This window comes from Mucilaginibacter sp. cycad4 (assembly GCF_034263275.1).
In the GTDB taxonomy this organism is placed as follows: domain Bacteria; phylum Bacteroidota; class Bacteroidia; order Sphingobacteriales; family Sphingobacteriaceae; genus Mucilaginibacter.
In genome coordinates, this window is the sequence record NZ_CP139559.1 from 6,308,712 (window position 1) to 6,332,639 (window position 23,928).

General features: G+C 45.0%; 17 protein-coding genes and 1 riboswitch. Of the genes, 12 read left to right on the forward strand and 5 right to left on the reverse strand.

All coding sequences use genetic code 11. From position 1 onward, the window contains the following. Positions 1-11: 11 nt before the first annotated feature. Complete coding sequence (locus SNE26_RS26120; RefSeq protein ID WP_321556783.1) at positions 12-1,457, reverse strand: TolC family protein; 1,446 nt, start codon at positions 1,455-1,457, stop codon at positions 12-14. 101 nt (positions 1,458-1,558) lie between these two features. Between SNE26_RS26120 and SNE26_RS26125 the strand changes: the two genes are divergently transcribed. Next, a complete protein-coding gene (locus SNE26_RS26125) occupies positions 1,559-2,182 on the forward strand; it encodes a polysaccharide deacetylase family protein (RefSeq protein ID WP_321556784.1) in 624 nt (207 codons plus the stop codon). 104 nt (positions 2,183-2,286) lie between these two features. After that, positions 2,287-3,033 (forward strand): class I SAM-dependent methyltransferase, encoded by a 747-nt coding sequence (locus SNE26_RS26130; RefSeq protein WP_321556785.1) that lies wholly within the window; start codon positions 2,287-2,289, stop codon positions 3,031-3,033. A 2-nt stretch (positions 3,034-3,035) separates the two neighbouring features. Here the strand turns inward: SNE26_RS26130 and SNE26_RS26135 are convergent, their stop codons facing one another. From SNE26_RS26135 to bshA, 3 genes are all read right to left on the reverse strand, one after another. Then, positions 3,036-4,418 (reverse strand): voltage-gated chloride channel family protein, encoded by a 1,383-nt coding sequence (locus tag SNE26_RS26135; RefSeq protein WP_321556786.1) that lies wholly within the window; start codon positions 4,416-4,418, stop codon positions 3,036-3,038. Between the two features lie 56 nt (positions 4,419-4,474). Further along, positions 4,475-4,539: riboswitch (Fluoride riboswitch) on the reverse strand. Positions 4,540-4,867: 328 nt separating this feature from the next. Then, positions 4,868-5,059 (reverse strand): hypothetical protein, encoded by a 192-nt coding sequence (locus SNE26_RS26140; RefSeq protein ID WP_090530691.1) that lies wholly within the window; start codon positions 5,057-5,059, stop codon positions 4,868-4,870. Between the two features lie 107 nt (positions 5,060-5,166). Beyond that, positions 5,167-6,309: an N-acetyl-alpha-D-glucosaminyl L-malate synthase BshA gene (gene bshA / locus SNE26_RS26145; RefSeq protein ID WP_321556787.1), complete on the reverse strand. Its 1,143-nt coding sequence runs from the start codon at positions 6,307-6,309 to the stop codon at positions 5,167-5,169. Positions 6,310-6,485: 176 nt separating this feature from the next. Between bshA and SNE26_RS26150 the strand changes: the two genes are divergently transcribed. The 7 genes from SNE26_RS26150 (at position 6,486) to SNE26_RS26180 (ending at position 16,086) form a co-directional block, all read left to right on the forward strand. Further along, entirely contained in the window at positions 6,486-6,908 is a 423-nt protein-coding gene (locus SNE26_RS26150; protein ID WP_321556788.1) for a VOC family protein, read from the forward strand. A 200-nt stretch (positions 6,909-7,108) separates the two neighbouring features. Then, entirely contained in the window at positions 7,109-7,786 is a 678-nt protein-coding gene (locus SNE26_RS26155; RefSeq protein WP_321556789.1) for a TonB family protein, read from the forward strand. A gap of 337 nt (positions 7,787-8,123) precedes the next feature. Further along, positions 8,124-8,627 carry a hypothetical protein gene (locus SNE26_RS26160; protein ID WP_321556790.1) on the forward strand — a complete coding sequence of 168 codons (504 nt, stop codon included), beginning with the start codon at positions 8,124-8,126 and terminating at the stop codon, positions 8,625-8,627. 233 nt (positions 8,628-8,860) lie between these two features. Then, a complete protein-coding gene (locus SNE26_RS26165; RefSeq protein ID WP_321556791.1) occupies positions 8,861-11,179 on the forward strand; it encodes a PSD1 and planctomycete cytochrome C domain-containing protein in 2,319 nt (772 codons plus the stop codon). Between the two features lie 4 nt (positions 11,180-11,183). Beyond that, on the forward strand, positions 11,184-12,641 hold the full coding sequence (locus SNE26_RS26170) for a DUF1501 domain-containing protein (RefSeq protein WP_112574662.1): 1,458 nt from the start codon (positions 11,184-11,186) through the stop codon (positions 12,639-12,641). Between the two features lie 243 nt (positions 12,642-12,884). Continuing rightward, positions 12,885-13,910 (forward strand): hypothetical protein, encoded by a 1,026-nt coding sequence (locus SNE26_RS26175; protein ID WP_321556792.1) that lies wholly within the window; start codon positions 12,885-12,887, stop codon positions 13,908-13,910. A gap of 19 nt (positions 13,911-13,929) precedes the next feature. Continuing rightward, positions 13,930-16,086: a DUF2231 domain-containing protein gene (locus tag SNE26_RS26180; RefSeq protein WP_321556793.1), complete on the forward strand. Its 2,157-nt coding sequence runs from the start codon at positions 13,930-13,932 to the stop codon at positions 16,084-16,086. Between the two features lie 406 nt (positions 16,087-16,492). Here SNE26_RS26180 and SNE26_RS26185 read toward each other — a convergent pair whose 3' ends face one another. Further along, positions 16,493-17,053, reverse strand: coding sequence for an RNA polymerase sigma-70 factor (locus tag SNE26_RS26185; RefSeq protein WP_321556794.1), 561 nt, complete (start codon positions 17,051-17,053; stop codon positions 16,493-16,495). 240 nt (positions 17,054-17,293) lie between these two features. On the opposite strand from SNE26_RS26185, the gene SNE26_RS26190 reads away from it, so the two are divergent. From SNE26_RS26190 to SNE26_RS26200, 3 genes are all read left to right on the forward strand, one after another. Next, positions 17,294-18,358, forward strand: coding sequence for a FecR domain-containing protein (locus tag SNE26_RS26190; RefSeq protein WP_321556795.1), 1,065 nt, complete (start codon positions 17,294-17,296; stop codon positions 18,356-18,358). A 219-nt stretch (positions 18,359-18,577) separates the two neighbouring features. Then, positions 18,578-22,078 carry a TonB-dependent receptor gene (locus tag SNE26_RS26195; RefSeq protein ID WP_321556796.1) on the forward strand — a complete coding sequence of 1,167 codons (3,501 nt, stop codon included), beginning with the start codon at positions 18,578-18,580 and terminating at the stop codon, positions 22,076-22,078. Positions 22,079-22,101: 23 nt separating this feature from the next. Continuing rightward, positions 22,102-23,883, forward strand: a complete 1,782-nt coding sequence (locus SNE26_RS26200; protein ID WP_321556797.1) for a RagB/SusD family nutrient uptake outer membrane protein — start codon at positions 22,102-22,104, stop codon at positions 23,881-23,883. The last annotated feature ends 45 nt before the right edge of the window (positions 23,884-23,928 follow it).

The window sequence follows — 23,928 nt, forward strand, 5'->3', positions numbered from 1 at the left end:
TTAAGATTTTATTAAAGTGTTATAGGGTTACCTAAATAATAGTCGATTACTTTGCTCCTGAAAATCACCTGGTATTGCGCCTCAATCATATCAAACTGCGATTTGTTGAGATTGGTTAGTGATGTATTATAATCAAGCGAGTTAACCAGCCCTACAGTATAGCGTTGTTGGATAATATTAAACGCATCCTTATTTGCATTGTAGGTTTGCGTAGCCGATTGATAGCGTTTATCGGCAGCCTGCAGGTCCCACACGGCCTGGTAAATGATCTTACTTAAATTGTTACGGGCCAGTTGTGCTGTAACTTCTGCATTTTGGTTTTGAAGTTTTGCTTTCCTAACAGCTGTACGTGACAGAAACCTGTTAAAAATCGGAATCTGCAGGCTCACCCCTACCGATTGGTTAAAGTTATCGCTCAGTTGCCTGAAGAACGGGTTACTTTTATAGCTCACTTTATAATTGGGGGTAACAACCGGCTGCTGGGAGCCCTGAACAAAACCCAGCGTATCGAACCGCCCGGTTGGTGTAACACCAAAAGGTGTATTCTTTGCATCAGAGAAGTATGAACCTGCCGCTCCAAATAATACTACAGACGGATAATAATTACCCCGGGCTATTTTAACACCCTGCGCCGCGGCTTTTTGGCGTTGTTCGGCCAATAACACATCCGGGTTTACAGCGAGGGCAGTTTTTACAACTTCCTGGGCGTTATATACGGTTTGTACATTGTTTAACTTGCTGATATCCGGCCTTTCAACTTTAATGTCGGTACCGGGATCCATTTCCATATATTGCTTTAAGGTCAGTAAGGATTGCTCCAGCTGATTTTCGGCATTGGTATAGTTAAGGTCGTTGGTTGACAGCTGTGCTTTGGCTTGCGACAAATCGGCAAGGGTTTGGTTACCCACATCGAAGCTTTTCTGGGCACGGTCTAAAGCTATTTTAGATACGTCAATTTGTTGTTGCGCGGCAGTTACCAGATCCTGGTTGGTTAGCACCAGCAGGTAAGTGGTAACCACGTTTAATATCAGGTCGTTTTTTACCTTGGCAACGTTGGTTTTATCGGCATCAAGCAAAATCTTGTTCTGAATCACCGTATTGCGTAACTGCCCGCCCTGGAACAGTGTTACCTGCGAGGTGAAATTACCGTTTACAGCTAAGATCCGCTGGTTACTGAACTGGTTGGTCGAAGGGTCGATATTACGGCCAAAGTTGAATGAGCCCTGCGGGCTTACGGCTAAATTTGGCAATTGGTTATATTTCGACTGTTTAAGGTCTTCGTTGGTGATAGCAGCTGTAAACTCGGCTTGTTTAATTGTAAGGTTGCGTTCAAGGGCCAGGTCTACCGCCTTTTGCAAGCCTATTACTTCCTGCGCGCGGGCATTAAAGCCGCATACCGAAAATATAATTGTGCAAATGAACGTTGCTTTAACTGATAGTAATAATTTTAGTTTCATAAGGTTTTTCTATACAATGGTAAGCAACTGTTCATTACATTGCAGTGTTTATTTTTGTTAAATGTTGTTAATAGGGATAAAACACAAACTACCTCATCTGTATGTACCTGGTTAAAACTCCCTGGCTGCTGAAAAAGCTTTATCCCGAACTTACCTGGGATATAAGATCAACTGACCGTTGCATTTATCTCACTTTTGACGACGGCCCCATACCAATTGTTACACCGGCCGTATTAAATATTTTAAAACAATACAATGCCAAAGCCACCTTTTTTTGTATTGGCGACAATGTACGCAAACACCCTGATATTTTTGAACAGGTAAAAACCGAAGGCCATGCCATAGGCAACCACACCTTTAACCATCTCAAAGGCTGGAAAACCGATACCCAAACCTATCTTGATAATTTTTTAGAGGCCGATAAGCTACTGAACAGCCCTTTGTTCCGCCCGCCTTACGGAAGGATCAAAAGGGAGCAGATCCGGGTACTGAAAGCGGCAAAACCCAATCTGCATATCGTTATGTGGGATGTGCTCAGCGGCGACTTCGACATGGCCCTTAAACCGCAAGATTGCCTGAAAGGTGTGCTCAAACATACCGAAGCAGGATCGATGGTAGTATTTCATGACAGCATCAAAGCTTTTAAACGATTGGAATATGTATTGCCGGGGGCTTTGGAAGTTTGGAGTAAGGAGGGGTACAGCTTTAATAGTTTGCAGTTATAACTTTGCAATTGGCAGTAATATCTTGTTACAGCAAACTGCTTACTTAATGCTGGAAACTGCCCGCTGCCAACTGGAAACTGCCTACTTTTTATACCTTTGCACCCATGAGCAACGAACTCACCGACAAAGCATTTTGGGCCGGTTACTGGGAATCAAAAAAAGACCTGGCTTTTAACGTGCCTGCTAATTATACTTTTCATAAACTGCTAAAAAACATCGTTGATGCCAATAAACCGGCTTCGGCTATTGAGCTTGGCGGCTTTCCGGGTTATTTTGCTATTTTTTTAAAGAAGTATTTTGGTGTGAAAACCACGCTTTTTGATTTCTACGTACACCCTAAGGTTTTGAAGGAGGTACTGAGCGCCAACCAGCTCAATGATCAGGACATTGCAGTTATTGAAGGCGATCTGTTCAAATATCAGCCCGAAACCGAATATGACCTGGTGCTTTCGTGTGGATTGATAGAGCATTTTAACGATACTAAAGGCATTATTGAAAAACACCTCTCCTTCCTTAAGCCGGGAGGCACACTGTTCATTACCCTGCCCAACTTTACCGGGGTTAACGGCTGGGTACAACGAAACTACGATCTTAATAACTACGAAAAGCATAACATCAGCAGCATGAACCCCGCGCTGTTGGCTAAGTATTGCAAAGAACTTGGCTTAAAAAATGTTGAGGCTTATTATTACGGCAAATTTTCGGTTTGGCTGGAAGATAAGGTAAATAAGCCTGCACTGGCTAAAGCAATCACCAAACTGGTTTGGGTAGCAGGCAAAGTTTTCACCAAAATTATTCCGGTAGAATCAAAGCTATTATCTCCTTATATTGTGGTTACCGCTACTAAATAAGCTTATCGCTTCGCTTTAAGGAAACTATATTTTGCCAGCTTATGGTATAAATATCCGCGTCTTTTCATCGCCTCCGAAAGTGTTTTATCATCAGCCGGATCATTACTGAGCTTAGTTACCCCAATTCTTTGGGAACCATAAATACCTGTGTGCCCGCTAAAAAGGTAGGCTGTAAAGCAGGCTATGGCAAATAACAGGGCATGCTCACCGCCAAAAAGTTCTATCCCCATAAAGGTACAAGCCAGCGGTGTGTTAGTTGCCCCCGCAAAAACAGCTATAAAACCTAATGCCGCAAACAGGCTAACCGGGGCATCGAGCAAACCGGATAGTGTATTGCCTAAAGTAGCGCCAATATAAAACAGCGGTGTTACTTCGCCGCCTTTAAAACCTGTGCCAAGTGTTATCGTGGTGTAAATGGTTTTCCAGAGCCAGCTCCAGCTATCGGCGCCACCGGCATGAAAGGCTGAAGGGATTGTAACAGCACCAACATGTTCGGCATCTACCCCTAAACTTAAGTAATCGGGTTTTCCGTTGATATAAGTAAGGGCTATAATGATAATACCGCCAATAAAAGGGATCAACCAGGGCGTTTTTACGTATTTGGTAAAAAAACTTTTGATGCCATGTACCATTTTGGCAAACAGGTAACTGGCCAGCCCGAAAGCGATAGATGCTATTATCGTTTTGATGATCAGCAACAGATCGGTCGAAACGTAGCCCGAAAACCAATGCGGAATAACCGGGATAATGTCGATATGGTAAGGCGTATGATGAACGCCCCAGGCGGCCACCGTAATATCGCCAATAATACCGGCAATGAGGCAGGGCAACAGGGCATTATATTGCACGCGACCGATAGTTAACACTTCCATGGCAAAAATGGCGCCTGTCAACGGTGTGCCAAATACCGCACCGAAACCTGCTGCTATGCCCGCGGTAAGTACTGTTTGGGTATCAGCTTCGTTCAGCTTAAGCTGTTTGCCTACCATCTGGGCTATGCTGCCGCCCATTTGCACCGCCGTTCCCTCGCGCCCGGCCGAGCCGCCAAACAAATGAGTGATTATGGTAGTAATAAGCACAAGCGGGGCCATCCGTTTAGGAACACCGCCGCCGGGGTTATGAATTTCGTCGATAATTAAATTATTCCCCTTCTCGGCCGAACCGCCGAAGAGTTTATAGATAAAGTATATGGCTATACCTGCCATCGGCAGCAAATACAACAACCAGTTATGCGTAAACCGAAAATGGATGGCCCAGCTCAGCAACCACAGGAACAAGGCTACGGCGCTGCCTATAACAGCGGCTATAGGAATGACGATTGCCGTCCACCGGAGCGCGTTTTTCAGGATTGTGAAATGTTGCGACGAAAAAAGTTGATTTTGCATGATGCTGATATTTATTACCCACAAAAAATTAGCACAGAGCAAAGCCTGCGAGTTAATTGTCTGTAGGCGCCATCAGCTTTTTAGGGCGGTTAAGTAGGAAGACACCATTTCCTTTTGATGAGGCTAATATAGCTTTCTTTTGTTAAAAATAAAACGGGGATTCGCTTTAATACGGAAGTGCATTAGGAACTAAAATAGTTGCCCCTAATGAATAAAAAGCGTGGGATTGTGCGATTCCCCTCTTGAGAGGGGTGGAAGGGTGTGCTCCTACACTTTGCTTATCGATTGCAGAAATACACCCTGCTACCACTTTTTTCTCTGCGTCCCCTCTCAAGAGGGGATTTTAAAATCTACAGCATCTACAAAATAAAATAGCCTTACTTAGCACGTATGCATGAGTAAGGCTATTTCCCCTTGTCTTTTGAACAGACCGGCTCAAGTTATTCTACTTAAGCAACGCTTAGTGTTTCCACATCCTTAAGTGCCAGAAGCATTAATTTACCCTGGTATTCCACCCAGATGTCGGCGAAACTATTCTCATCGTACCCCATAAATTTTAATGGATGACCAATGTGCAGGTTTTTCCATTTTTTTCCGATGTACTTAAGGAGTTGTCCGCTTTTTAGTGTGTGCTTTGCCATAAGTTTTAACTTTTAGGAGTGAAAAACTAAATTAATTAACGAAACCGATAAGATTTAACTTTTTAAGAATATTTTTTGAATTGTATCAGGTTTATTACAACTGTTGGTTAAACAGATTTAGCTTTATTTTGCTCAATTACCTCAAGGTAAAAGTTTTCATATTTGGGCAAAATAGTAGATAATTCAAACTCTTTGGCATGCGCCAGTGCATTTTCTTTAAATTTAGCTAAACGTTCTTCATCTTCCAAAATAAATATTGCTTTTTCTGCCATACCGTCCACATCCCCGGGATCTTTCAAAAATCCTGTTACGCCATCAACATTTAATTCGGGCAAACCACCGGCATTACTGCTGATCACCGGCACTTTACAAGCCATAGCTTCGAGCGCTGCCAAACCAAAACTCTCAGATTGCGACGGCATCAGGAACAGGTCGGATACAGAAAGGATCTCTTCAACAGCATCCTGTTTACCCAAAAAACGCGCGTTGTCGGTAACGCCCAAATCGCGGCAAAGCTGCTCACACATGGAACGTTCGGGGCCGTCGCCCACCATCAGCAATTTCGACGGGATCTTTTTGATCACTTTAGCAAAGATCTTCACTACATCTTCGGTACGTTTTACCTTACGGAAGTTGGAGGTATGCACCAGGATCTTTTCGCCCGAAGGTGCAATCGCTTTCTTAAAATGATCCTTAGGTTTAAGGCTGAACCTGCTAAGGTCAATAAAGTTAGGGATCACGAGGATATCCTTCTTAATATCAAAAAACTTATAGGTATCCTCCTTCAGGTTTTGCGATACGGCTGTTACGCCATCGCTTTGGTTGATGGAGAAAGTAACAACAGGTTTAAAGGTGCGGTCTTTACCAACCAGCGTAATATCGGTACCGTGCAGCGTAGTTACCACCGGGATATAAATACCATAGGTCATTAATATTTGCTTGGCCATAAATGCAGCCGAAGCATGGGGTATAGCATAATGCACATGCAATACATCCAATTGCTCATGACGTACCACATCAACCAGCCTGCTTGCCAGTGCAAGTTCATACGGCGGAAAATCAAACAGTGGATAGTTGGCAACCGAAACTTCGTGATAGAACAGGTTTTCGGAAAAGAGGTCCAACCGGGCCGGCTGGTTATAGGTCACAAAATGAACCTGGTGGCCACGGTCTGCAAGGGCTTTACCCAGTTCAGTGGCAACAACCCCGCTTCCGCCAAAGGTTGGGTAACAAACAATTCCGATCTTCATTAATATGTTTTAATTGGTGCAAGTTTAACAGCAATTTACATCAAATATGTTAAGCTTGTGTAAAATGATGGATGGATGATAATTACCGCATATTTATTTTGCCTGCGTTGCCAACCATATCTCATACCAAATGTTTAAACATATATCAAACCAATAATAAATAACTGATTATCAACATGAGCAACCATATAAATTTAGCAATAAACGGTATACAACATATTGGCGTGCCGGTAACCAATATTGAAGCATCACAACAATTTTACAGCAGGCTGGGCTTTAACAATGTAATGCAAGCCCCCTTTACCGATAATGGCGGTACGGGCACCTGCGTTATGATGCAGCGCGGCAATATGATTATGGAGCTTTACCAACTACCGGAAGCTTCATTGGCCGGGGTCCGCTCAAGATCAAACGGGCACATTGATCATGTAGCCTTTGATGTTGATGATATCGACCGTACTTTTAAAACTGTTAAAGAGGCCGGTTTTAACATACTTGAACCGGAGCCTGTGTTTTTACAATTCTGGAAAAACGGCTGCAAATATTTTAATATCACCGGGCCGGATGGTGAGCGATTGGAGTTTAACCAGGTGCTTTGATTTGGGAATTCGGATTTTCGGTTTCGGATTTAGTTATACAAATAAAACAGGTGGTCAGCAAATGACAGCGGCTTGATTGGCAAGCCGCATTGCAAATGGGGCACTAAAAACAAATATGACCATCAGTTTAGTTATTCAAGCATATTTCTTTCTACGGCTATTCTAAACATAATCTACAATTTATTGTCGATATTTATACTATGCTTAAAGCACTGTGCCTCCATATCGCATTGATCATTTTTACAGCAGGCAATTTGTTTGCCCAGCAGCCCGCATTTAAAGGCGGACAGCAGGCGCTTAATGATTTCCTGAAGACAAAGATCATTTATCCTGAGTACTCGCGGCAAAACTGTATTTCGGGAACCATCAACGTTTCGTTTATGGTTGACAAAGATGGTGTGGTACATGATGCTAAAGTACAGGGCGGCCCTGGCATTGACCTTGACGATGAAGCTTTGAGGGTTATTAAACTTACATCGGGCCAGTGGGCGGTCCCGGCGGGGTATAATCTCAAAACCAATATCGTTCAACCCATTCGTTTTGATCCTGACCCAGCACGTTGCGGACCTGCCAGCATCCGCGATATGCAAAGCGCCATTGCCAGCTATAAAGCCCAGCAGGAACTGGAAAACGCGGTTACCAATTACTACAGCAACAAATACAAAGGCAAGGCCGATACCACCAAAGAGGCTATCATCATCAACCTCAAAAAGCAACTCGGCTACGATGATGATTTTATAAACGATGTACTAAGCCAGGCCGCCGAAAAATTTAAACAAGGCGACAAAGAAGGCGCTTGCCATGACTGGAATTTTATCCGCAATATTGGCAGCGATAAGGCCGATAATTTTATAAAGAAGTATTGCGCGGCCCGCTAATTGGGTAGGTGAAAAATATGTCATTGCGAGGAGTGGCGCGGACAGAGCGCTGAGGCGACGTGGCAATCTCGTCGCTATGTAGATCGGACATGCATTGGCTACGAGATTGCCACGCTACGCTCGCAATGACATGATTTTTGTTTGTTCTTCCGGGCAACTTTAATCTTGCGCTCGTTTGCAACGAGCGCTTAATATGGATTAGCGATTGCATCGCCTTTGCGTTACAAACGCAAGCCCAGGTTACGCACTCGTTAAAAAGAGCGCGAGTTAAAATCTTTGCGTCTTAGCGCCTTTGCCAGGCACCTACAATCCATAAATTTACTATCTTTCCATGGTTATGAAAACCGAACCTGAACTTCGCAAAAAAATAAAAACCTGGGTAATTATATTTATCATCGGTCTGGTTTTAAGTGGTGTAACCGCCTTCCCTATCGAAACTGAACTTGCCTGGCTTGCTAATCATGCCTCCGTATTTCCAGGATTTATGCATGACTGGCTAACCAATGTTTATCTCGCCGTAAAAATAACCAATCAAAACTATCCTTACCTGGCTTATGGTACCGACTGGCTGGCTTTCGGTCACTTGGTTATTGCTATGACATTTGTTGGTCCGCTGAAAGACCCGGTTAAAAACATCTGGATAATTGAGTTTGGCATGATTGCCTGTGTAATGGTATTCCCGCTGGCCTTTATTGCCGGCCCTATCCGCGGTATCCCCGTTTACTGGCGCTTCATTGACTGCTGCTTCGGTATTTTCGGGATCATTCCTTTATATATCGTTTACCGGGATATTAAAAAGTTGGAAAAGACAAGCAATCAGACCATTGCCCCTTTACATTAAAAAAACAAATATCAGCCCGGCGACTCAATTTATTGCTCATTGGCTATTCCCGGTTTATTCTTTTAAAATGTCCTTAAATGCGTATATGTTAAAACATTTATACAAAATGTATGAACATATCATTTTTCATACTATATTGCCCCGCTAAATCAATTTGGGGACATAAATATGTATTTGCAAATTGTGGCATAAATTACATAACTTTAATTACCGTTTTAACCAATTTTAAACCCATGTACCGGAAGTTGTATTATGTGTGGCTTACAATAGCCATCTGCATGCTGTACACGCTTTATTCCTGCCATTCATCGGGCGGGATAGCCGAAGAGCAGGTGCCCGATACCATCAGCTACAACTTTAATATCCGGCCGATACTTTCAGACAAGTGCTATAAATGCCACGGCCCTGATGCTTCTCATCGTGAAGCCGACCTTAGGCTTGATCTTCCGGAGAGCGCTTATAAGGCATTAAAAGATAATCCATCATCGCATGCACTTGTCCCCGGCGATCCTATGCAATCGGAGGTTTATCGCCGTATTTCTACCAAAGACACCACCGAGCAGATGCCCCCGGCCTCGTCAAACCTCAAAAGATTATCGCCCTATGAGGTTGAGCTCATTCACAAATGGATAAAACAGGGCGCCAAATATGAAAAGCACTGGGCATTTGTCGCTCCGAGAAATTACCCGGTTCCGCAGGTAAAAAATACTGCATGGCCTAAAAACGCTATCGATAATTTTGTATTGCAAAAAATGGAGCGTGCGGACCTGGAGCCTAACCCTGAGGCGGATAAAGAGCGTCTATTAAAACGCATCTCGCTTGACCTTACCGGTCTGCCTCCATCATTAGCATTGATGGATGAGTTTTTGGCCGATAAAAGCCCCAACGCTTACGAAAAAATGGTGGATAAACTAATGGCCGCCCCGCAATACGGCGAAAAAATGGCGCTGCACTGGCTGGACGTTGCCCGCTACGCCGATTCGCACGGATACCAGGATGATAACTACCGTACCCAATGGCCATGGCGCGACTGGGTGATCCATGCCTATAATGAAAACCTGCCATACGATAAATTTATCACCTGGCAACTGGCGGGCGACCAGCTCCCCAACGCCACTAAGGAGCAGTTGCTGGCTACGGGCTTTAACCGCAACCACAAAATAACCGAAGAAGGGGGTGTAATTGATGAGGAATACCGCGTAAGCTACGTAACCGACCGTACCAATACTTTTGGCAAAGCCATGTTAGGTGTTACGCTGGAATGTGCACATTGCCACGACCATAAATACGATCCATTTTCACAAAAAGAATACTACCAGGTTTATGCCTTTTTTAACAATGTGAAGGAAGTGGGGCTACAGTCAACCGTGGGTGGGCCCGAAACCTATGCTAAAAACCCCATGATGAAGATCAGCAATGATGATGTTAAAAAGATTTTAACTTTTGTGAACAAGCGCGATACCGATAAGCTCATCGTATCTATCATGACCGATAGCGACAAGGTGCGGCCAACTTATATCCTCAAACGTGGCAATTATGATGCCCATGGCGATGAGGTGCAGGCCGGTACGCCCAAATCGATATTGCCATTCACTAATAACTATCCTAAAAACCGCCTGGGTTTGGCCGAATGGCTGTTCAATAAAAACAACCCGCTTACCGCCCGCGTATTTGTAAACCAGATGTGGCAGGAGTTTTTTGGCAAGGGTATTGTAAAAAGCTCGGGCGATTTCGGCATGCAGGGCGATCTGCCGTCGCACCCCGAACTGCTGGACTGGCTCGCTGTTGATTTCCGCGATCATGGCTGGAATATTAAACGGCTGGTAAAACAGATGGTAATGTCGGCCACTTACCGGCAGTCGGCAGCGGCCACACCCGAAAAACTGAAGGAAGATCCGGATAATACTTTATTAGCCCGGGGCCCAAGGGGCCGTCTACCTGCCGAGTTTGTACGCGATTTGGTTTTAGCCAGCAGCGGGCTGCTTAATCCAACCATCGGCGGCCCGAGTGTTAACCCTTATCAGCCGCCCGGTCTTTGGGAAAATGCCACGTCGGGCAGGGGTATTTTGGCTAATTATAAACAAGTACATGGGCCAAACCTGTACCGCAGGGGTATGTATACATTAATTAAACGTACCGTTCCGCCGGCATCGCTGGGCATTTTTGATGCCAGCAACCGCGACCAGTGCGAGGTAAAACGCCTGCGTACCAATACGCCACTACAGGCTTTGGTAATGCTGAACGATCCGACTGTGCTGGAAAGCGCCCGAGTTTTAGCCGCAAAGCTTTTACAGGATAAAAGTACATCGACAGAAAAAATAACGAAAGCGTTCCGGCTTATCCTGTGCCGCCATCCGCAGGAAAAAGAACTGGCAATTTTAACCTCGTACTATGCGGATGAACTGAAAAGCATGAAAAAGGCAGATGCCGAAAAACTACTCACCGTAGGCGAGTACCCGGTACCGGCCAACCTGGATAAAGTAACCCTGGCAGCTATGATGAAAGTGGTTGATACCATGTATAATCTGGAAGAAGCAATAACAAAAACCTGAGCACATGGAAAAAGATTTTTTAGAAAACAGGCTTAACATCAACCGGCGCAGGTTCCTTTCAAGGCTTAGTTTGGGCATTGGCAGTGTGGCCTTAGGTTCGTTGCTCATTCCCGATCTGTTTAGCGGCAAGGGAGATGAAGCCGAAGCTGATTTCATCCCCGGCATCCCCAACTTTGCACCGAAAGCAAAAAGGGTGATCTACCTGTTCCAGGATGGAGCGCCCTCGCAGCTGGAATCATTTGACTACAAACCTAAACTGCGCGAAATGATGGGGCAAGAGTTGCCCGCATCTGTTCGCGGCAACCAGATATTGACCGGCATGACGGCCAAGCAGGCTTCGTTCCCGCTGGTGGGTTCCTTTTATGATTTTAAACAATATGGCGAATCGCGTGCATGGATCAGCGATATGTTCCCGCACATAGGCAAAATCGCTGATGATATCTGCATCATTCGCTCCCTGAATACCGACGCTATTAACCATGACCCTGCGCTTACCTTTTTCCAGACAGGCGCACAGCAGGGTAATCGCCCCAGCATGGGCTCGTGGGTAAGCTATGGCCTCGGCAGTGAGAACAAAAACCTGCCCGCCTTTACTGTTTTGCTCTCCAAAGGCAAAGGCAACGGGCAGGGTGTTTACTCTAAACTGTGGAGCAATGGTTTCCTGGATTCCATTCACCAGGGCGTACAGTTCAGCAGCGGCGAAGACCCGATCCTGTACTTAAACGATCCCGAAGGCCTGAACCGCCACGAGCGCCGCAAAATGCTTGATAAACTGGCCGAACTTAACGACATGAATTACAAAGAGTTTGGCGACCCGGAAATAAACACCAAGGTACAGCAATATGAAATGGCCTACCGTATGCAAACCGCCGTACCCGAAATTATGGATGTAAGCAAGGAGTCGGATGATATTGTGAAAATGTACGGGCCGGAATGCCTTATCCCCGGTACTTATGCAGCCAACTGCCTGCTGGCCCGTAAGCTTTCCGAAAACGGGGTACGCTTTGTCCAGCTCTATCACCAGGGCTGGGACCAGCACAGCAACCTGCCACAGGAAATGGCAGGGCAGGCCAAAGATGTCGACCAGGCGTCGGCAGCGTTGGTTACTGATTTGAAACAACGCGGCTTGTTGGATGAAACATTGGTGATCTGGGGCGGAGAGTTCGGTCGCACCAATTACAGCCAGGGCAAACTGGAAAAGGCCAATTACGGCCGCGACCACCACCCACGCTGTTTCAGTATCTGGATGGCCGGCGGCGGCATCAAACCAGGCATTGTTTACGGCGAAACCGATGAGTTTGGCTACAACATTGTAAAAGACCCGGTACATGTGCATGACTTCCATGCCACCATCTTAAATCAGTTAGGCATCGATCATAAAAAACTAACTTTTAAAAGCCAGGGCAGGAGATATAGATTAACGGATGTGGCGGGAAATGTAGTGAAGGGGATAATAGCATAGCCCCACCCAAACCCTCCCCTAAAGGGAGAGGGCTTTAAAAAAACACGTCATTATAAGGTACGAAGCAACCCCCAAGAGGCAGAGCAGCTAAACAAATCCGCCCTGTAAAGTTCGCGATTGCTTCGTACCTCGCAATGACGGGAGGGACAAGGAATCAAAAAAATCGGTGTAATCACCCAGCAATCGGTATAATCAAAAGAAATAATATCAGCGAAATCAACGCAATCATAAAAAATCAACGGTATGGAAAGAAGAGAATTTATCAAGCACACTTCAGTTTTATCAGCAGGCTTTTTTATAGCCAAAGATTTGTTAGCAAAAGATGACGGGCCGATTTATGGCCATGGCAATATGCGCTATCGCATGGATAAAAACTGGAGCAAAGCCGATTCGCAGAAAAACCCGGTGAATGATTGCCATGAAATGGTGCAGGATTCAAAAGGCCGCATTTTACTGCTTACCAATGAAACTAAGAATAACGTGCTCATCTACAATAAATCGGGCAAGTTGCTAAGTACCTGGGGGCATGATTTTCCCGGCGCACACGGCCTCACGCTGTTTAATGAAAACGGCACCGAAGTATTGTTCATTACTGATACCGTAAAACACCAGGTTTACAAAACCACGCTGGATGGCCGCATTTTAATGACCATTGACGTACCGCTGGAAACCGGCGTATACAAAAAAGCCGAAGAGTTTGTACCTACCGAAACTACCATCGACAGCAATGGTGACATTTTTATAGCCGATGGCTATGGCGCACAATACGTTACCCATTATGATAAGGATGGCAAGCTAAAAGGCTTCTTCGGCGGCAAGGGTGAAGGGGATGAACATTTGGATAACGCCCACGGCATCGTGATCGACAGGCGGTACAGTACACCAACATTATTAGTTACCGACCGTACCCGCAACTGCTTCAAACGCTTCAGTATGGATGGTAAATTGCAGGAAGTGATTAAACTGCCCGGCGCATGTGTTTGTCGCCCGGTAATAAAAGGCGATCATTTGTATGCTGCCGTGCTTCGTTCGCCCGATCTGAGCAAGGAAAATACCGGCTTCACCACCATATTGGATAAAAATAATAAAGTAGTATCAAACCTTGGAGGTACCGAGCCTGTGTATACCGATGGCGTGCTGCAACCTATGGCGCAGGCCGAAAAGATCTTCCTGAACCCACATGATGTGTGTGTGGATAACGACGAGAATTTGTACGTAGCGCAATGGGCATCGGGCAAGGTGTACCCTTATAAATTTACAAGGGTTTAACTAACATAGCTCGCCATATATGAAAAGCAGCCATAAAGGTATTGCAGAGGGGGTATTGTTTGCCCTCAATATTTTCATTATTGTATTACTCATAGCAGGCGATAGCCTGGTTGTGCCCCGCTGGTTGCAACCGGTTGGCCGCATGCACCCACTTATCCTGCATTTCCCGATAGTGATACTGATGCTGGCCATGGTGATGGAGTTTTTCCGTTACCGGGAAGAGTTTGTTAACGAAAAACTGTATCAAACTTTTACAAGTTACCTGCTGCTGCTTGGGGCTTTACTTTCGTCAATAACAGTTATTATGGGCTTGTTCCTGTCAAGGGAACCGGGATATGAGGGTGATACTTTACAATGGCATAAATGGTTTGGTGTAAGCGTGGCCTTTGCCGGGTATGGCGTCTATCTGATCCGTCATACCACAAAATATACGGTAAAACTGGCTAAGGCCGGAGCGGTGATAACCGTTTTTTGCTTGATTGTTGCCGGGCATCTCGGCGGCAACCTTACCCACGGGAATGATTTTGTTTTAGGCCCGGTAATGGATAAAAGCAAAAATGTAGTACCTATAGACCAGGCATTGGTATATAATGATGTGATCCGCCCGATATTTGAGGTAAAATGCCAGAGTTGCCATAATATCGATAAAAAGAAGGGCGGCTTAATGCTTACCGATTCGGCAGCGATCACGAAGGGAGGAAAAACCGGCAAACTATTCATAACCGGCGACCCGGCTATGAGCCTGCTGCTGCAACGCGTACACCTGCCCGAAAACGAAAAAAAACACATGCCGCCAACCGGCAAAACACAACTTACTGATGATGAAAAAATGCTGCTTTACCTGTGGATAAAAAGCAAGGCCGGTTTCAGTAAAAAAGTGATCGACCTGCCTGCCAACGATTCATTGCGGATGATTGCCGCCACTCACCTAAAACCTGCCGAAAGCGAAGAAGAGGAATATGATTTTTCGGCAGCCAACGAAAAGGAAATTCAAAAGCTGAACAACAACTACCGGGTGGTTTATCCGCTGGCGAGCGAGTCGCCGGCGCTGGCGGTTAATATTTATAATAAAAGCACCTATAATGTAAAAGTGCTGGATGAGTTGAGTTCTATAAAAAAACAGGTGGTATCACTCGATCTGAACAAGATGCCCGTAAAGGATGCCGAGCTGAAAACCATTGCCAAATTTGAAAACCTCCGCAGGTTAAACCTCAACTTCAGTGATGTTACGGGCAAAGGCTTAAAGGAGTTAGCGGGCCTAAAATATCTCAAAAGTATTTCATTGGCTGGTGTTAAGCTTACTACAGCCGATGTAAAGCAGCTCATCGCCATAAAAAGCGTTAATGAACTGGCGATATGGGATAGCGGCCTGAACCCGGCCGATCTGCAATCGCTCCAGAAGCAAAATCCCAAACTCAGCCTGCTCACCGGCTTCAGGGATGATGGTAAAGTAATGAAGCTCACCAGTCCGCAGTTAAAAAACACGGCGGTTATATTTAAGCAGAGTTATGCTTTACAACTTACCAACCCCATAAAAGGTGTGGATATCCGCTACACTACCGATGGTTCGGTACCTGATAGTATCAAGGCTGCATCTTACAAACCGGGGCTTGTATTTACCCAAAGTACGGTGGTCAGGACAAGGGCATTTAAAGCGGGCTGGGTTGGCAGCGATACCGTACAGTTTAATATTTATAAATGCGCCTATACGCCCGATAGCATTAGCTTTGTCAAGTATCCTGATGACAAATACAAAGGCGATGGCGCTAAAACAATTATCGATAAAGAATTAGGTGGTGATAACTTTGGCAACGGAAAATGGCTGGCCTCGCAAAAAGACCTGGCTGTGATCATGTGGTTTAATAAACCAATTGACCTGCATTCGGTTAGCCTCAACGTCATGCGTAATACAGGGTCCCAGATCTTTTTGCCCGCCGGGGTTGAGGTTTGGGGAGGCACCGATCAAAACCATCTCAAGCTGTTAAGCATACTTAAAACAAGGACACCAAAAAAATCTGATCTGTTTGTTTTGATCCCATTGGAATGCAAGTTAAGATCTTCTCAACCGGTATCCTGCATAAAACTGGTTGCCCAATCGCTTAAAAGTGTTCCGGCATGGCATCCGGCTAAAGGCAAACCAGGCTGGGTGTTTTTGGATGAGGTGTTTTTGAATTGAGAGGAGATACGGTTGAGCGAAACTTATTCTCCCCACGTCATTGCGAGTAACCATCAGGAAAATCCTGAAAAAAAATGTAATGACGTACAAGCTATACTTTAGGGGATGTTGCGCGGGGGCGCGTTAGGGATAGCAGCGTAAAGCCCACAGCGCGGGTTGGGTTTGCGGGCAGGCAAGGCGAGGACTTGCATCCGCCAGCTGGCGGACCGGCCCGTTAGCTAACGGCAACGCCCATATCATAAAACGCATCGAAAAAATATCTTAATAATCAACAATTTACGATCACGTCATTATAAGGCACGAAGCAATCCCCTAAATACAGAGAGGCTTGAATGGCTGCTGTGTACAGTTCGCGATTGCTTCGTGCCTCGCAATGACGGGTGGAGAATTTATGTTAATCTTTCCCTTAAAAAAACATATACGTCACATGCTTCAGCACCTGGCGTAGTTTTTCAAGGGCGATGCCCATCTGGCGCTCCACGGTTTTGGGAGAGATATTTAGCTGTACGGCAATTTCTCTGTATTTCATATCGCTGAAACGGCTCAGTACAAAAATCTCACGGCATTTTTCGGGGAGGGTAGCAATGGCGGCTTCTATTTGCAGGGCAAGTTCCTTTTCTTCCAATCCATTTTCCAGCGTATTGCGCAGCTCATCAAACAGGTTATTTTTTTCGAGATAATTAACGTAAAGGTTCTCTATTTTCTGGCGCTTGAGATAATTGAGGCTCCGGTTTTGCACCATTTTAAAAAGATAGGAGCTTACCGATGAGCAAAAAGTGACCTCATGCCCGCGCTCCCACAGGTGGGTAAACACATCGGCGGTAATTTCTTCGGCGATGGCTAAATCGTTCACAAAACGATTGGAAAACAGGGTTAACCGGGTATAATACAGCTTAAACAGGGTTTCAAATGATTTTGCATCACCCTGTGTAAATGTGGTTATAGGTAGTTTGTTTTCCTGGATCATTAATCCTGCCTTTAATTAATCCGAATACTTTTTAAAAAACTTTAACAAGCTACAAGTTTTTCCGGTTCTTATCAAATTTAATATGGAAATAATGAAAAGCTAACCCCAAACATTCTGTAAAAAAACGGTTACGCGCAATATGCATGGCCCATCTGGTGCCAAAGCCGAATAAAATTGAAAATATTTCACGCTCTTTTGAGGGTATCTGTTTTTTCAATTGTCTTAACGATAATATTACAAATGGATAACGAAGAAGTAAAACTACTGTTGGTAAAATACATAACCGGCGAAGCTACCGCACAGGAGCTTGAGCAGGTTAAACAATGGATAAGTGCGCACCCCGAGAACGAGCAGTATTTTGCGCAGTTGTACGAAACCTGGCATAACATGCTTTACCTGCAGCCAATGGTTGTAAATAAAGATGATGCTTACAATAAACTTTCGGCCGATATAGAGCCCAGGCAGCCATCGCGCTATGCAAGGCTGATCACCTGGGGCAAAGCGGCTGCAGCTATTGCTTTATTTGCGGCTGTTACGGCTACCTTATATAACAGGTATTCAAAAAATGTGGAGAGTGTAAGGCAAATAGCTGTTACCCCCGGGTCAATAAAAAAGGTTGTTTTAAGCGATGGCACACAGGTTTGGCTTAATGCGGGCAGTAAACTTAATTATACGGCCGATTTTGGTAAAACAACGCGCACCGTTTACCTGGAGGGCGAAGCATTTTTTGATATCGCCCCCGGCAAAAAGGAGATCCCTTTTATTGTAAATACAAAAAACTATACGATAAGGGATATCGGTACAAAGTTTAATCTTAAGGCCTATGCTTCCGACCCGTTTTTTGAAACCACAGTAGTAAAAGGCGAGGTATCTGTAGAGGGAAATGCAGATAACAATGCGCATGAAATGAGCCGCATTTATGTAAAGCCGCGGCAGGTGCTCCGGATCTACTATCACCCTAAAAAAGAGAATTACAGCTATGCAGCCCCCGAGCCCAAAAGCCTGAACGAGATCCAGGTATCAGAGATAGACTCGGCAAAGCTTGACCGCTATGACGGATGGAAGGAAAACCTGCTGGTGTTTGATGGCGCAACACTCAGCGATATTGCTAAAGTGCTGGAACGAAGATATAACGTAACCATAAACATGACCGATGCCGAATTGAGCAGCATCCGTTATTCGGGCAGCTTTAAAAACATTCCGAGCATTGAAAAAGTGCTGGCTATTATAAAGGCCAATACAGCCATCAATTACTCAGTAAACGGCAACACAGTAAACATTACACGAAACAACAATAATGATTAATCTAACTAAAACAAAAAAGGAAACTATGATCAAAAACTAACATTCTCTTTTACATAAAAAACCCGGATGTGCTACCAACACGCCCGGGCTAAAGCAATCAAAGCTAATACCCTACGCTTGGGGAAGCATCGTATTAACTGATTAACAAACAAATTTATGATTAATTTTTACAGAAAGTCCATTCTGGCCGCCGGCCCGTGGCAAAAAACGATCAAAATTATGAAGCTGGTAACCGTTCTGCTCTTAACGGGCATTATGCAAATACACGCTGCCGCTTATTCACAAAACGTTTACAACTTTAGTGTAAACAATATTTCTGTTAAGCAAATGTTTAAGCAGATTGAAAAAAGCAGTAAGTACACTGTTTTTTACCGGCTTGACCAGGTTGACGTTGACAGGAAAATAAACGTGGACGTGCAGGATGCGCCTATTGAGTCGGTAATGAAACAGGTGCTTCAAAAACAGCCGCTCACTTTCCAGGTGGTTGATGATATCATCATTATAAAACCAGCCGATGCACAACCTGTTGTCACGGTAACCGTAACAGGTGTAGTTAAAGACATTAACGGACAGCCATTACCGGGCGTAAGCGTAAAGCTCAGGGGCAGTAATTTAGGTACAGTTACCAACGTTGACGGTAAATACAGCCTTACCCTGCCCGATGGCAACGGCACGCTTGAATTTGGCTTTTTAGGCTTTACCACGCAGGCTATTCCGGTAAACGGGCAAACCACTATTAATGTAACCCTGCTTGAAGAATCAAAAGCGCTGAACGAGGTGGTTGTGGTTGGTTATACCACTCAAAAGAAAAAGGACCTTACCGGCGCTGTTGCGGTAGTAAACGTTAAAGACCTTAATAAACAGGCCTCTTCATCAGTAAACAGTCAGTTACAAGGCCAGGCATCGGGTGTTACGGTGACCGGCTCGGGCCAGCCGGGCGAAGAACCGCAGGTACATATCAGGGGTTTTAACACCTTTGGTAATAATACACCATTATATGTGGTTGATGGTGTGGAAACCTATGACGTAAGCACATTAAACCCTAATGATGTTGAAACCTTCCAGGTGTTAAAAGATGCAAGCTCTGCATCAATATACGGAGCAAGGGCGGCAAACGGTGTTATCATCATCACCACAAAAAGAGGTAAAGGCAAGGTAAACATTCAGTACGATGCTTACTATGGTACACAGCGGCCTAAAGGCGGTAATGTTTGGAACACCATAACGCCGCAGCAAATGGCCGATCTGCAGCTTACCGCCCAAAGAAATTCGGGTGATAACTCCATTAAAGATCCCCTGTACAACCCAACCGGTACAGGCACAGGTTTTACATTGCCTGATTATATCACACCAGCCGGTGCCAAAGAAGGTGATCCTTCTGTTAATCCTTCAAAATATTATGTAAACCCTAACTATACATCGGCCGCTGATCTTGGCAATTTTTACCGGATCACGAGGGCTAATAAGGCCGGTACCGACTGGTATCATGAGCTATTTAAATCGGCCCCGATGAACAGCCATAATATATCGTTAAGCGGCAGTAACGATTTGGCTAATTATCTTTTCTCGCTTAATTATTTTAATCAGCAGGGTACTTTGATCGATACTTACCTTAAAAGGTATACTTTACGCTCAAACACCAATTTCAATGTAACCAAACACATCAGGGTGGGCGAAAACCTATCTTACTCCATAACCAAATTACCGCAGGTAAACAACGGGCAAACACACCAGCAGGTAAGCACCAATGACCCCGACGGCGTTATTGCACACGGGTTAAGGGAACAGCCCATCATTCCTGTTTATGACATTAAGGGCAACTATGCCGGCAGCTATGGTACCGGTCTTGGCGATGCCAATAACCCGGTAGCTATACAGCAGCGTACAAAAAATAACGGATCAACAAGCTATCGTATTTTAGGCAACGTGTTTGCCGAAGCCGACATTATCAAAGGCCTTACTTTACGCACAAGCTTTGGCGGCGATATCATCAACAGCAATGATCACTCTTTCACGTTCCCTACTTATGAAAACGTGGAAAACTCTTCAGTAAACACTTATAGCGAAAGCTCAGATAACAGTTATACTTATAACTGGACAAATACCTTAAGCTTTCAACACACATTTGGCAAGCATAACGTTAGCGTGGTAGTTGGTACCGAGGCAGTTGAAGATCATGACAGGTTTGTTGGCGGCAGCATCCAGGGCTTTTACACTTTTGATCCCGATTATGTAAACCTTTCTACCGGTACAAATAACAAGAACACCTATAGTGGTAAATCCAATAGTTCGTTATTTTCAGAGTTTGCCCGCCTCGATTACACCTTCAATGATAAATACCTGTTTAACGCTACTATCCGCCGTGATGGTTCTTCAAAGTTTCCTGTTGACCAGCGGTATGGCTACTTCCCCGCATTCAGTGCAGGCTGGCGCATCTCGCAGGAAAACTTTATGAAAGGCATCAGCTGGCTCACCGATCTAAAATTAAGAGGCGGCTGGGGTATTATGGGCAACCAGATTAATATGGGAGATAAGGATGCTCATGTTACGTTCAGCAATGATATAGGCCAGTCATATTACCCTATAGACGGCTCACTTAATTTAACTCCCGGCTTTTACCAGGACCAAACAGCAAACCCGCATGCCTTATGGGAAAAGGACATTAACTCCAACTTTGGGTTTGATGCCACCCTGCTTGACGGCAAAATAGCTGTAACTGCCGATTATTATCGTAAAGATATTAAAGACCTCCTGTATAATGCCACGCAATTAGGTACAGCCGGCAACGGTGCTTTTCCTGCGCAAAATGTAGGTAAAATGAAAACTGATGGTTTGGACCTTTCAATTACAGGCAACTTTAAAGTAAGCAGCGACCTGAGCTTTAACGCAACCGGTACCCTGACTACCTATAACAACAAGGTATTAAGGGTATCTGACGACAGGGACTACTTTCCGGGTGCGGCATCAAGCCGGTTTGACGGGCCAATTACCCGCAGCCAGGTTGGCCATTCATTAGGCGAGTTTTATGGCTACCAGATTGCCGGTTTCTGGAACTCACAGGCCGAAATTGACGCCGCAGATGCAAGCGCACAAAAAATAACCAATGATCCTAATGCCTTCTACCAGTCGGATGTTAAGGTTGGCCGTTTCCGTTATAAGGATGTAAACGGCGATGGGGTCATTACCGATGCCGACCGTACCTTCCTCGGTAATCCTAACCCTAAAGTTACCGCCGGTTTAAACCTGGGCGTAAACTATAAAAACTTTGATGCCAGCATTTTCCTTTATGGCTCATTCGGCAATAAATTATGGAACAGTGTTAAATACTGGAGAGATTTTTATGCGTCATTCGGCACGGCCAAAAGTTACACCGCGCTTAATGATTCATGGACACCAGGCAATCATAACGCCAAAGCGCCTATCCAGGAGCTTGATGCATCAACAAGCAGCGGCGCCACGCCAAACTCATACTTTGTTGAAAACGGCACTTATGTACGCATGCGCAATGCCCAGGTTGGCTACACATTTAACCTTCCGGGTTTGAAAAAGGCCGGCATCCAGAAACTGCGGCTCTATGTATCGGCAACCAACCTGTTCACCTTAACCGGTTACAGTGGTGTTGACCCCGAGCTGAGCGGTAACACCAAAGATTTTGGTATTGACGAAGGCAGTTACGCCAGTCCGCGCACCTTTTTATTCGGAATTAATTTTTCATTATAACAGCAATATTTAAACGGATTACAATGAAAGCTAAAAAATATATTTCCATAGCGCTTTTAAGCACGTTATTGCTTGGCGCATGTAAAAAATCATTTCTCGACAAGCCTATTAACGGCGCCCTTGAACCACAATTTCTCGAAACAGAATCAGGAGCGAATGAACTGCTTGTAGGTGCCTATGCTGTGTTGGATGGCCAGCAGGGCGGCGATGCCTCAGTAGGCGGCGGCGGCGCATGGGAAGCTTCGCCCGATAACTGGATCTACGGCGGCGTGGTGGGCGGTGACGCTTCAAAGGGTAGTATTGCCGGTGATCAGCAGCAAATTGAGCCCATGATGAAATATAATGCCGATGCCAGCAACGGTTTTTTCGATAGCAAATGGAGGGCCGACTATGAAGGCGTAGCACGCACAAACAATACCATAAAAATAACCAATAAGGTTACGTCGATATCTGCATCAAACAAAACTAATATATTGGCCCAGGCACGCTTTTTAAGGGCACATTATTATTTCGATCTGAAAAAGATGTTCAACAATGTACCTTATCTTGATGAAACAACCACCGACATCAATCAGCCAAACACCACTGATATCTGGCCAAAAATTGAAGCGGATTTTAAGTACGCGTATGATAACCTGCCTAACACGCAGCCCGAGGTTGGCCGCGCAAATAAATGGGCCGCGGGTGCATACTTAGCCAAAACTTACTTATACGAGCATAAATATACCGAAGCCAAAGTGGTATTCGATGCGGTTATTGCGCAGGGGATAACTTCCGATGGTAAAAAATATGCGCTCAATGCTAAGTATAATGACAATTTCAGGGCATCAACCAACAATAGCGCCGAATCTGTTTTTGCGGTACAGGCAGCAGCTAATACCGATCCAAACGGCCCGTCGCAAGCCAATAACGGCGATATGCTGAACTTTCCTTACGGTAACAGCAGTCCGTTCAGTTGTTGCGGTTTTTACCAGCCATCAATTGATCTGGCTAATCACTTCCGCACCAATTCGGCTACAGGACTGCCTTATCTTGATGATTACAACAGCCACGCTATCAAAACCGATATGGATTTGGCCTCTGCTGATAATTTCACACCGGATGCCGGTACTATAGATCCACGGCTTGACTGGACTGTTGGCCGTCGCGGGGTTCCTTACCTTGACTGGGGATTACACCCGGGTGCCGACTGGATAAGGGACCAGCAATATGGAGGCCCTTATTCGCCTATTAAAAATGTTTACGGCCAGGCCGAACAGGATGTAAACGGCGATAATACTTCATGGGCCCCGGGCTCGGGCATTAATTACAATCTCATCCGTTATGCCGATGTGCTGTTAATGGCTGCCGAAGTTGAGGCGCAGGTGGGTAGTTTGGATAAAGCCGAAAGCTATGTAAACATGGTGCGCAACCGCGCCGCTAACCCCGACGGCTTTGTACATAAATATAAAGATGACGAAGACCCAACCGGGGGTTTTACCAATACAGCTGCCGCCAATTATAAAATAAACCCTTACCCTGCCGGGGCCTTTGCCAGCAAAGACTTTGCGCTTAAAGCCATTTATTTTGAGCGTAAAATTGAGCTTGCAATGGAAGGCCACCGCTTTTTTGACCTGGTACGCTGGGGTATAGCCGATATCGAGCTTAATGCTTACATCGCTTATCAAAGCACATTGACAAATGATGTAAAAGGTGGCAAGTTTGTTAAAGGTAAAAGCGAATATTACCCGATCCCGTTGTCAGAAATTGACTTGAGTGCCAAGGGCGGGTCGCCGGTACTGAAACAAAACCCGGGATATCATTAATTAAAGCTAAAAGCAAAATGCGCAAAGCTAAAAGCTATTAAAACT

Excerpts from the sequence above, each read along its gene's own strand:
- SNE26_RS26120 (WP_321556783.1), bottom strand. The coding sequence starts at position 1,457 with ATGAAACTAAAATTATTACTATCAGTTAAAGCAACGTTCATTTGCACA.
- SNE26_RS26125 (WP_321556784.1), top strand. The coding sequence starts at position 1,559 with ATGTACCTGGTTAAAACTCCCTGGCTGCTGAAAAAGCTTTATCCCGAA.
- SNE26_RS26130 (WP_321556785.1), top strand. The coding sequence starts at position 2,287 with ATGAGCAACGAACTCACCGACAAAGCATTTTGGGCCGGTTACTGGGAA.
- SNE26_RS26135 (WP_321556786.1), bottom strand. The coding sequence starts at position 4,418 with ATGCAAAATCAACTTTTTTCGTCGCAACATTTCACAATCCTGAAAAAC.
- SNE26_RS26140 (WP_090530691.1), bottom strand. The coding sequence starts at position 5,059 with ATGGCAAAGCACACACTAAAAAGCGGACAACTCCTTAAGTACATCGGA.
- bshA (WP_321556787.1), bottom strand. The coding sequence starts at position 6,309 with ATGAAGATCGGAATTGTTTGTTACCCAACCTTTGGCGGAAGCGGGGTT.
- SNE26_RS26150 (WP_321556788.1), top strand. The coding sequence starts at position 6,486 with ATGAGCAACCATATAAATTTAGCAATAAACGGTATACAACATATTGGC.
- SNE26_RS26155 (WP_321556789.1), top strand. The coding sequence starts at position 7,109 with ATGCTTAAAGCACTGTGCCTCCATATCGCATTGATCATTTTTACAGCA.
- SNE26_RS26160 (WP_321556790.1), top strand. The coding sequence starts at position 8,124 with ATGAAAACCGAACCTGAACTTCGCAAAAAAATAAAAACCTGGGTAATT.
- SNE26_RS26165 (WP_321556791.1), top strand. The coding sequence starts at position 8,861 with ATGTACCGGAAGTTGTATTATGTGTGGCTTACAATAGCCATCTGCATG.
- SNE26_RS26170 (WP_112574662.1), top strand. The coding sequence starts at position 11,184 with ATGGAAAAAGATTTTTTAGAAAACAGGCTTAACATCAACCGGCGCAGG.
- SNE26_RS26175 (WP_321556792.1), top strand. The coding sequence starts at position 12,885 with ATGGAAAGAAGAGAATTTATCAAGCACACTTCAGTTTTATCAGCAGGC.
- SNE26_RS26180 (WP_321556793.1), top strand. The coding sequence starts at position 13,930 with ATGAAAAGCAGCCATAAAGGTATTGCAGAGGGGGTATTGTTTGCCCTC.
- SNE26_RS26185 (WP_321556794.1), bottom strand. The coding sequence starts at position 17,053 with ATGATCCAGGAAAACAAACTACCTATAACCACATTTACACAGGGTGAT.
- SNE26_RS26190 (WP_321556795.1), top strand. The coding sequence starts at position 17,294 with ATGGATAACGAAGAAGTAAAACTACTGTTGGTAAAATACATAACCGGC.
- SNE26_RS26195 (WP_321556796.1), top strand. The coding sequence starts at position 18,578 with ATGAAGCTGGTAACCGTTCTGCTCTTAACGGGCATTATGCAAATACAC.
- SNE26_RS26200 (WP_321556797.1), top strand. The coding sequence starts at position 22,102 with ATGAAAGCTAAAAAATATATTTCCATAGCGCTTTTAAGCACGTTATTG.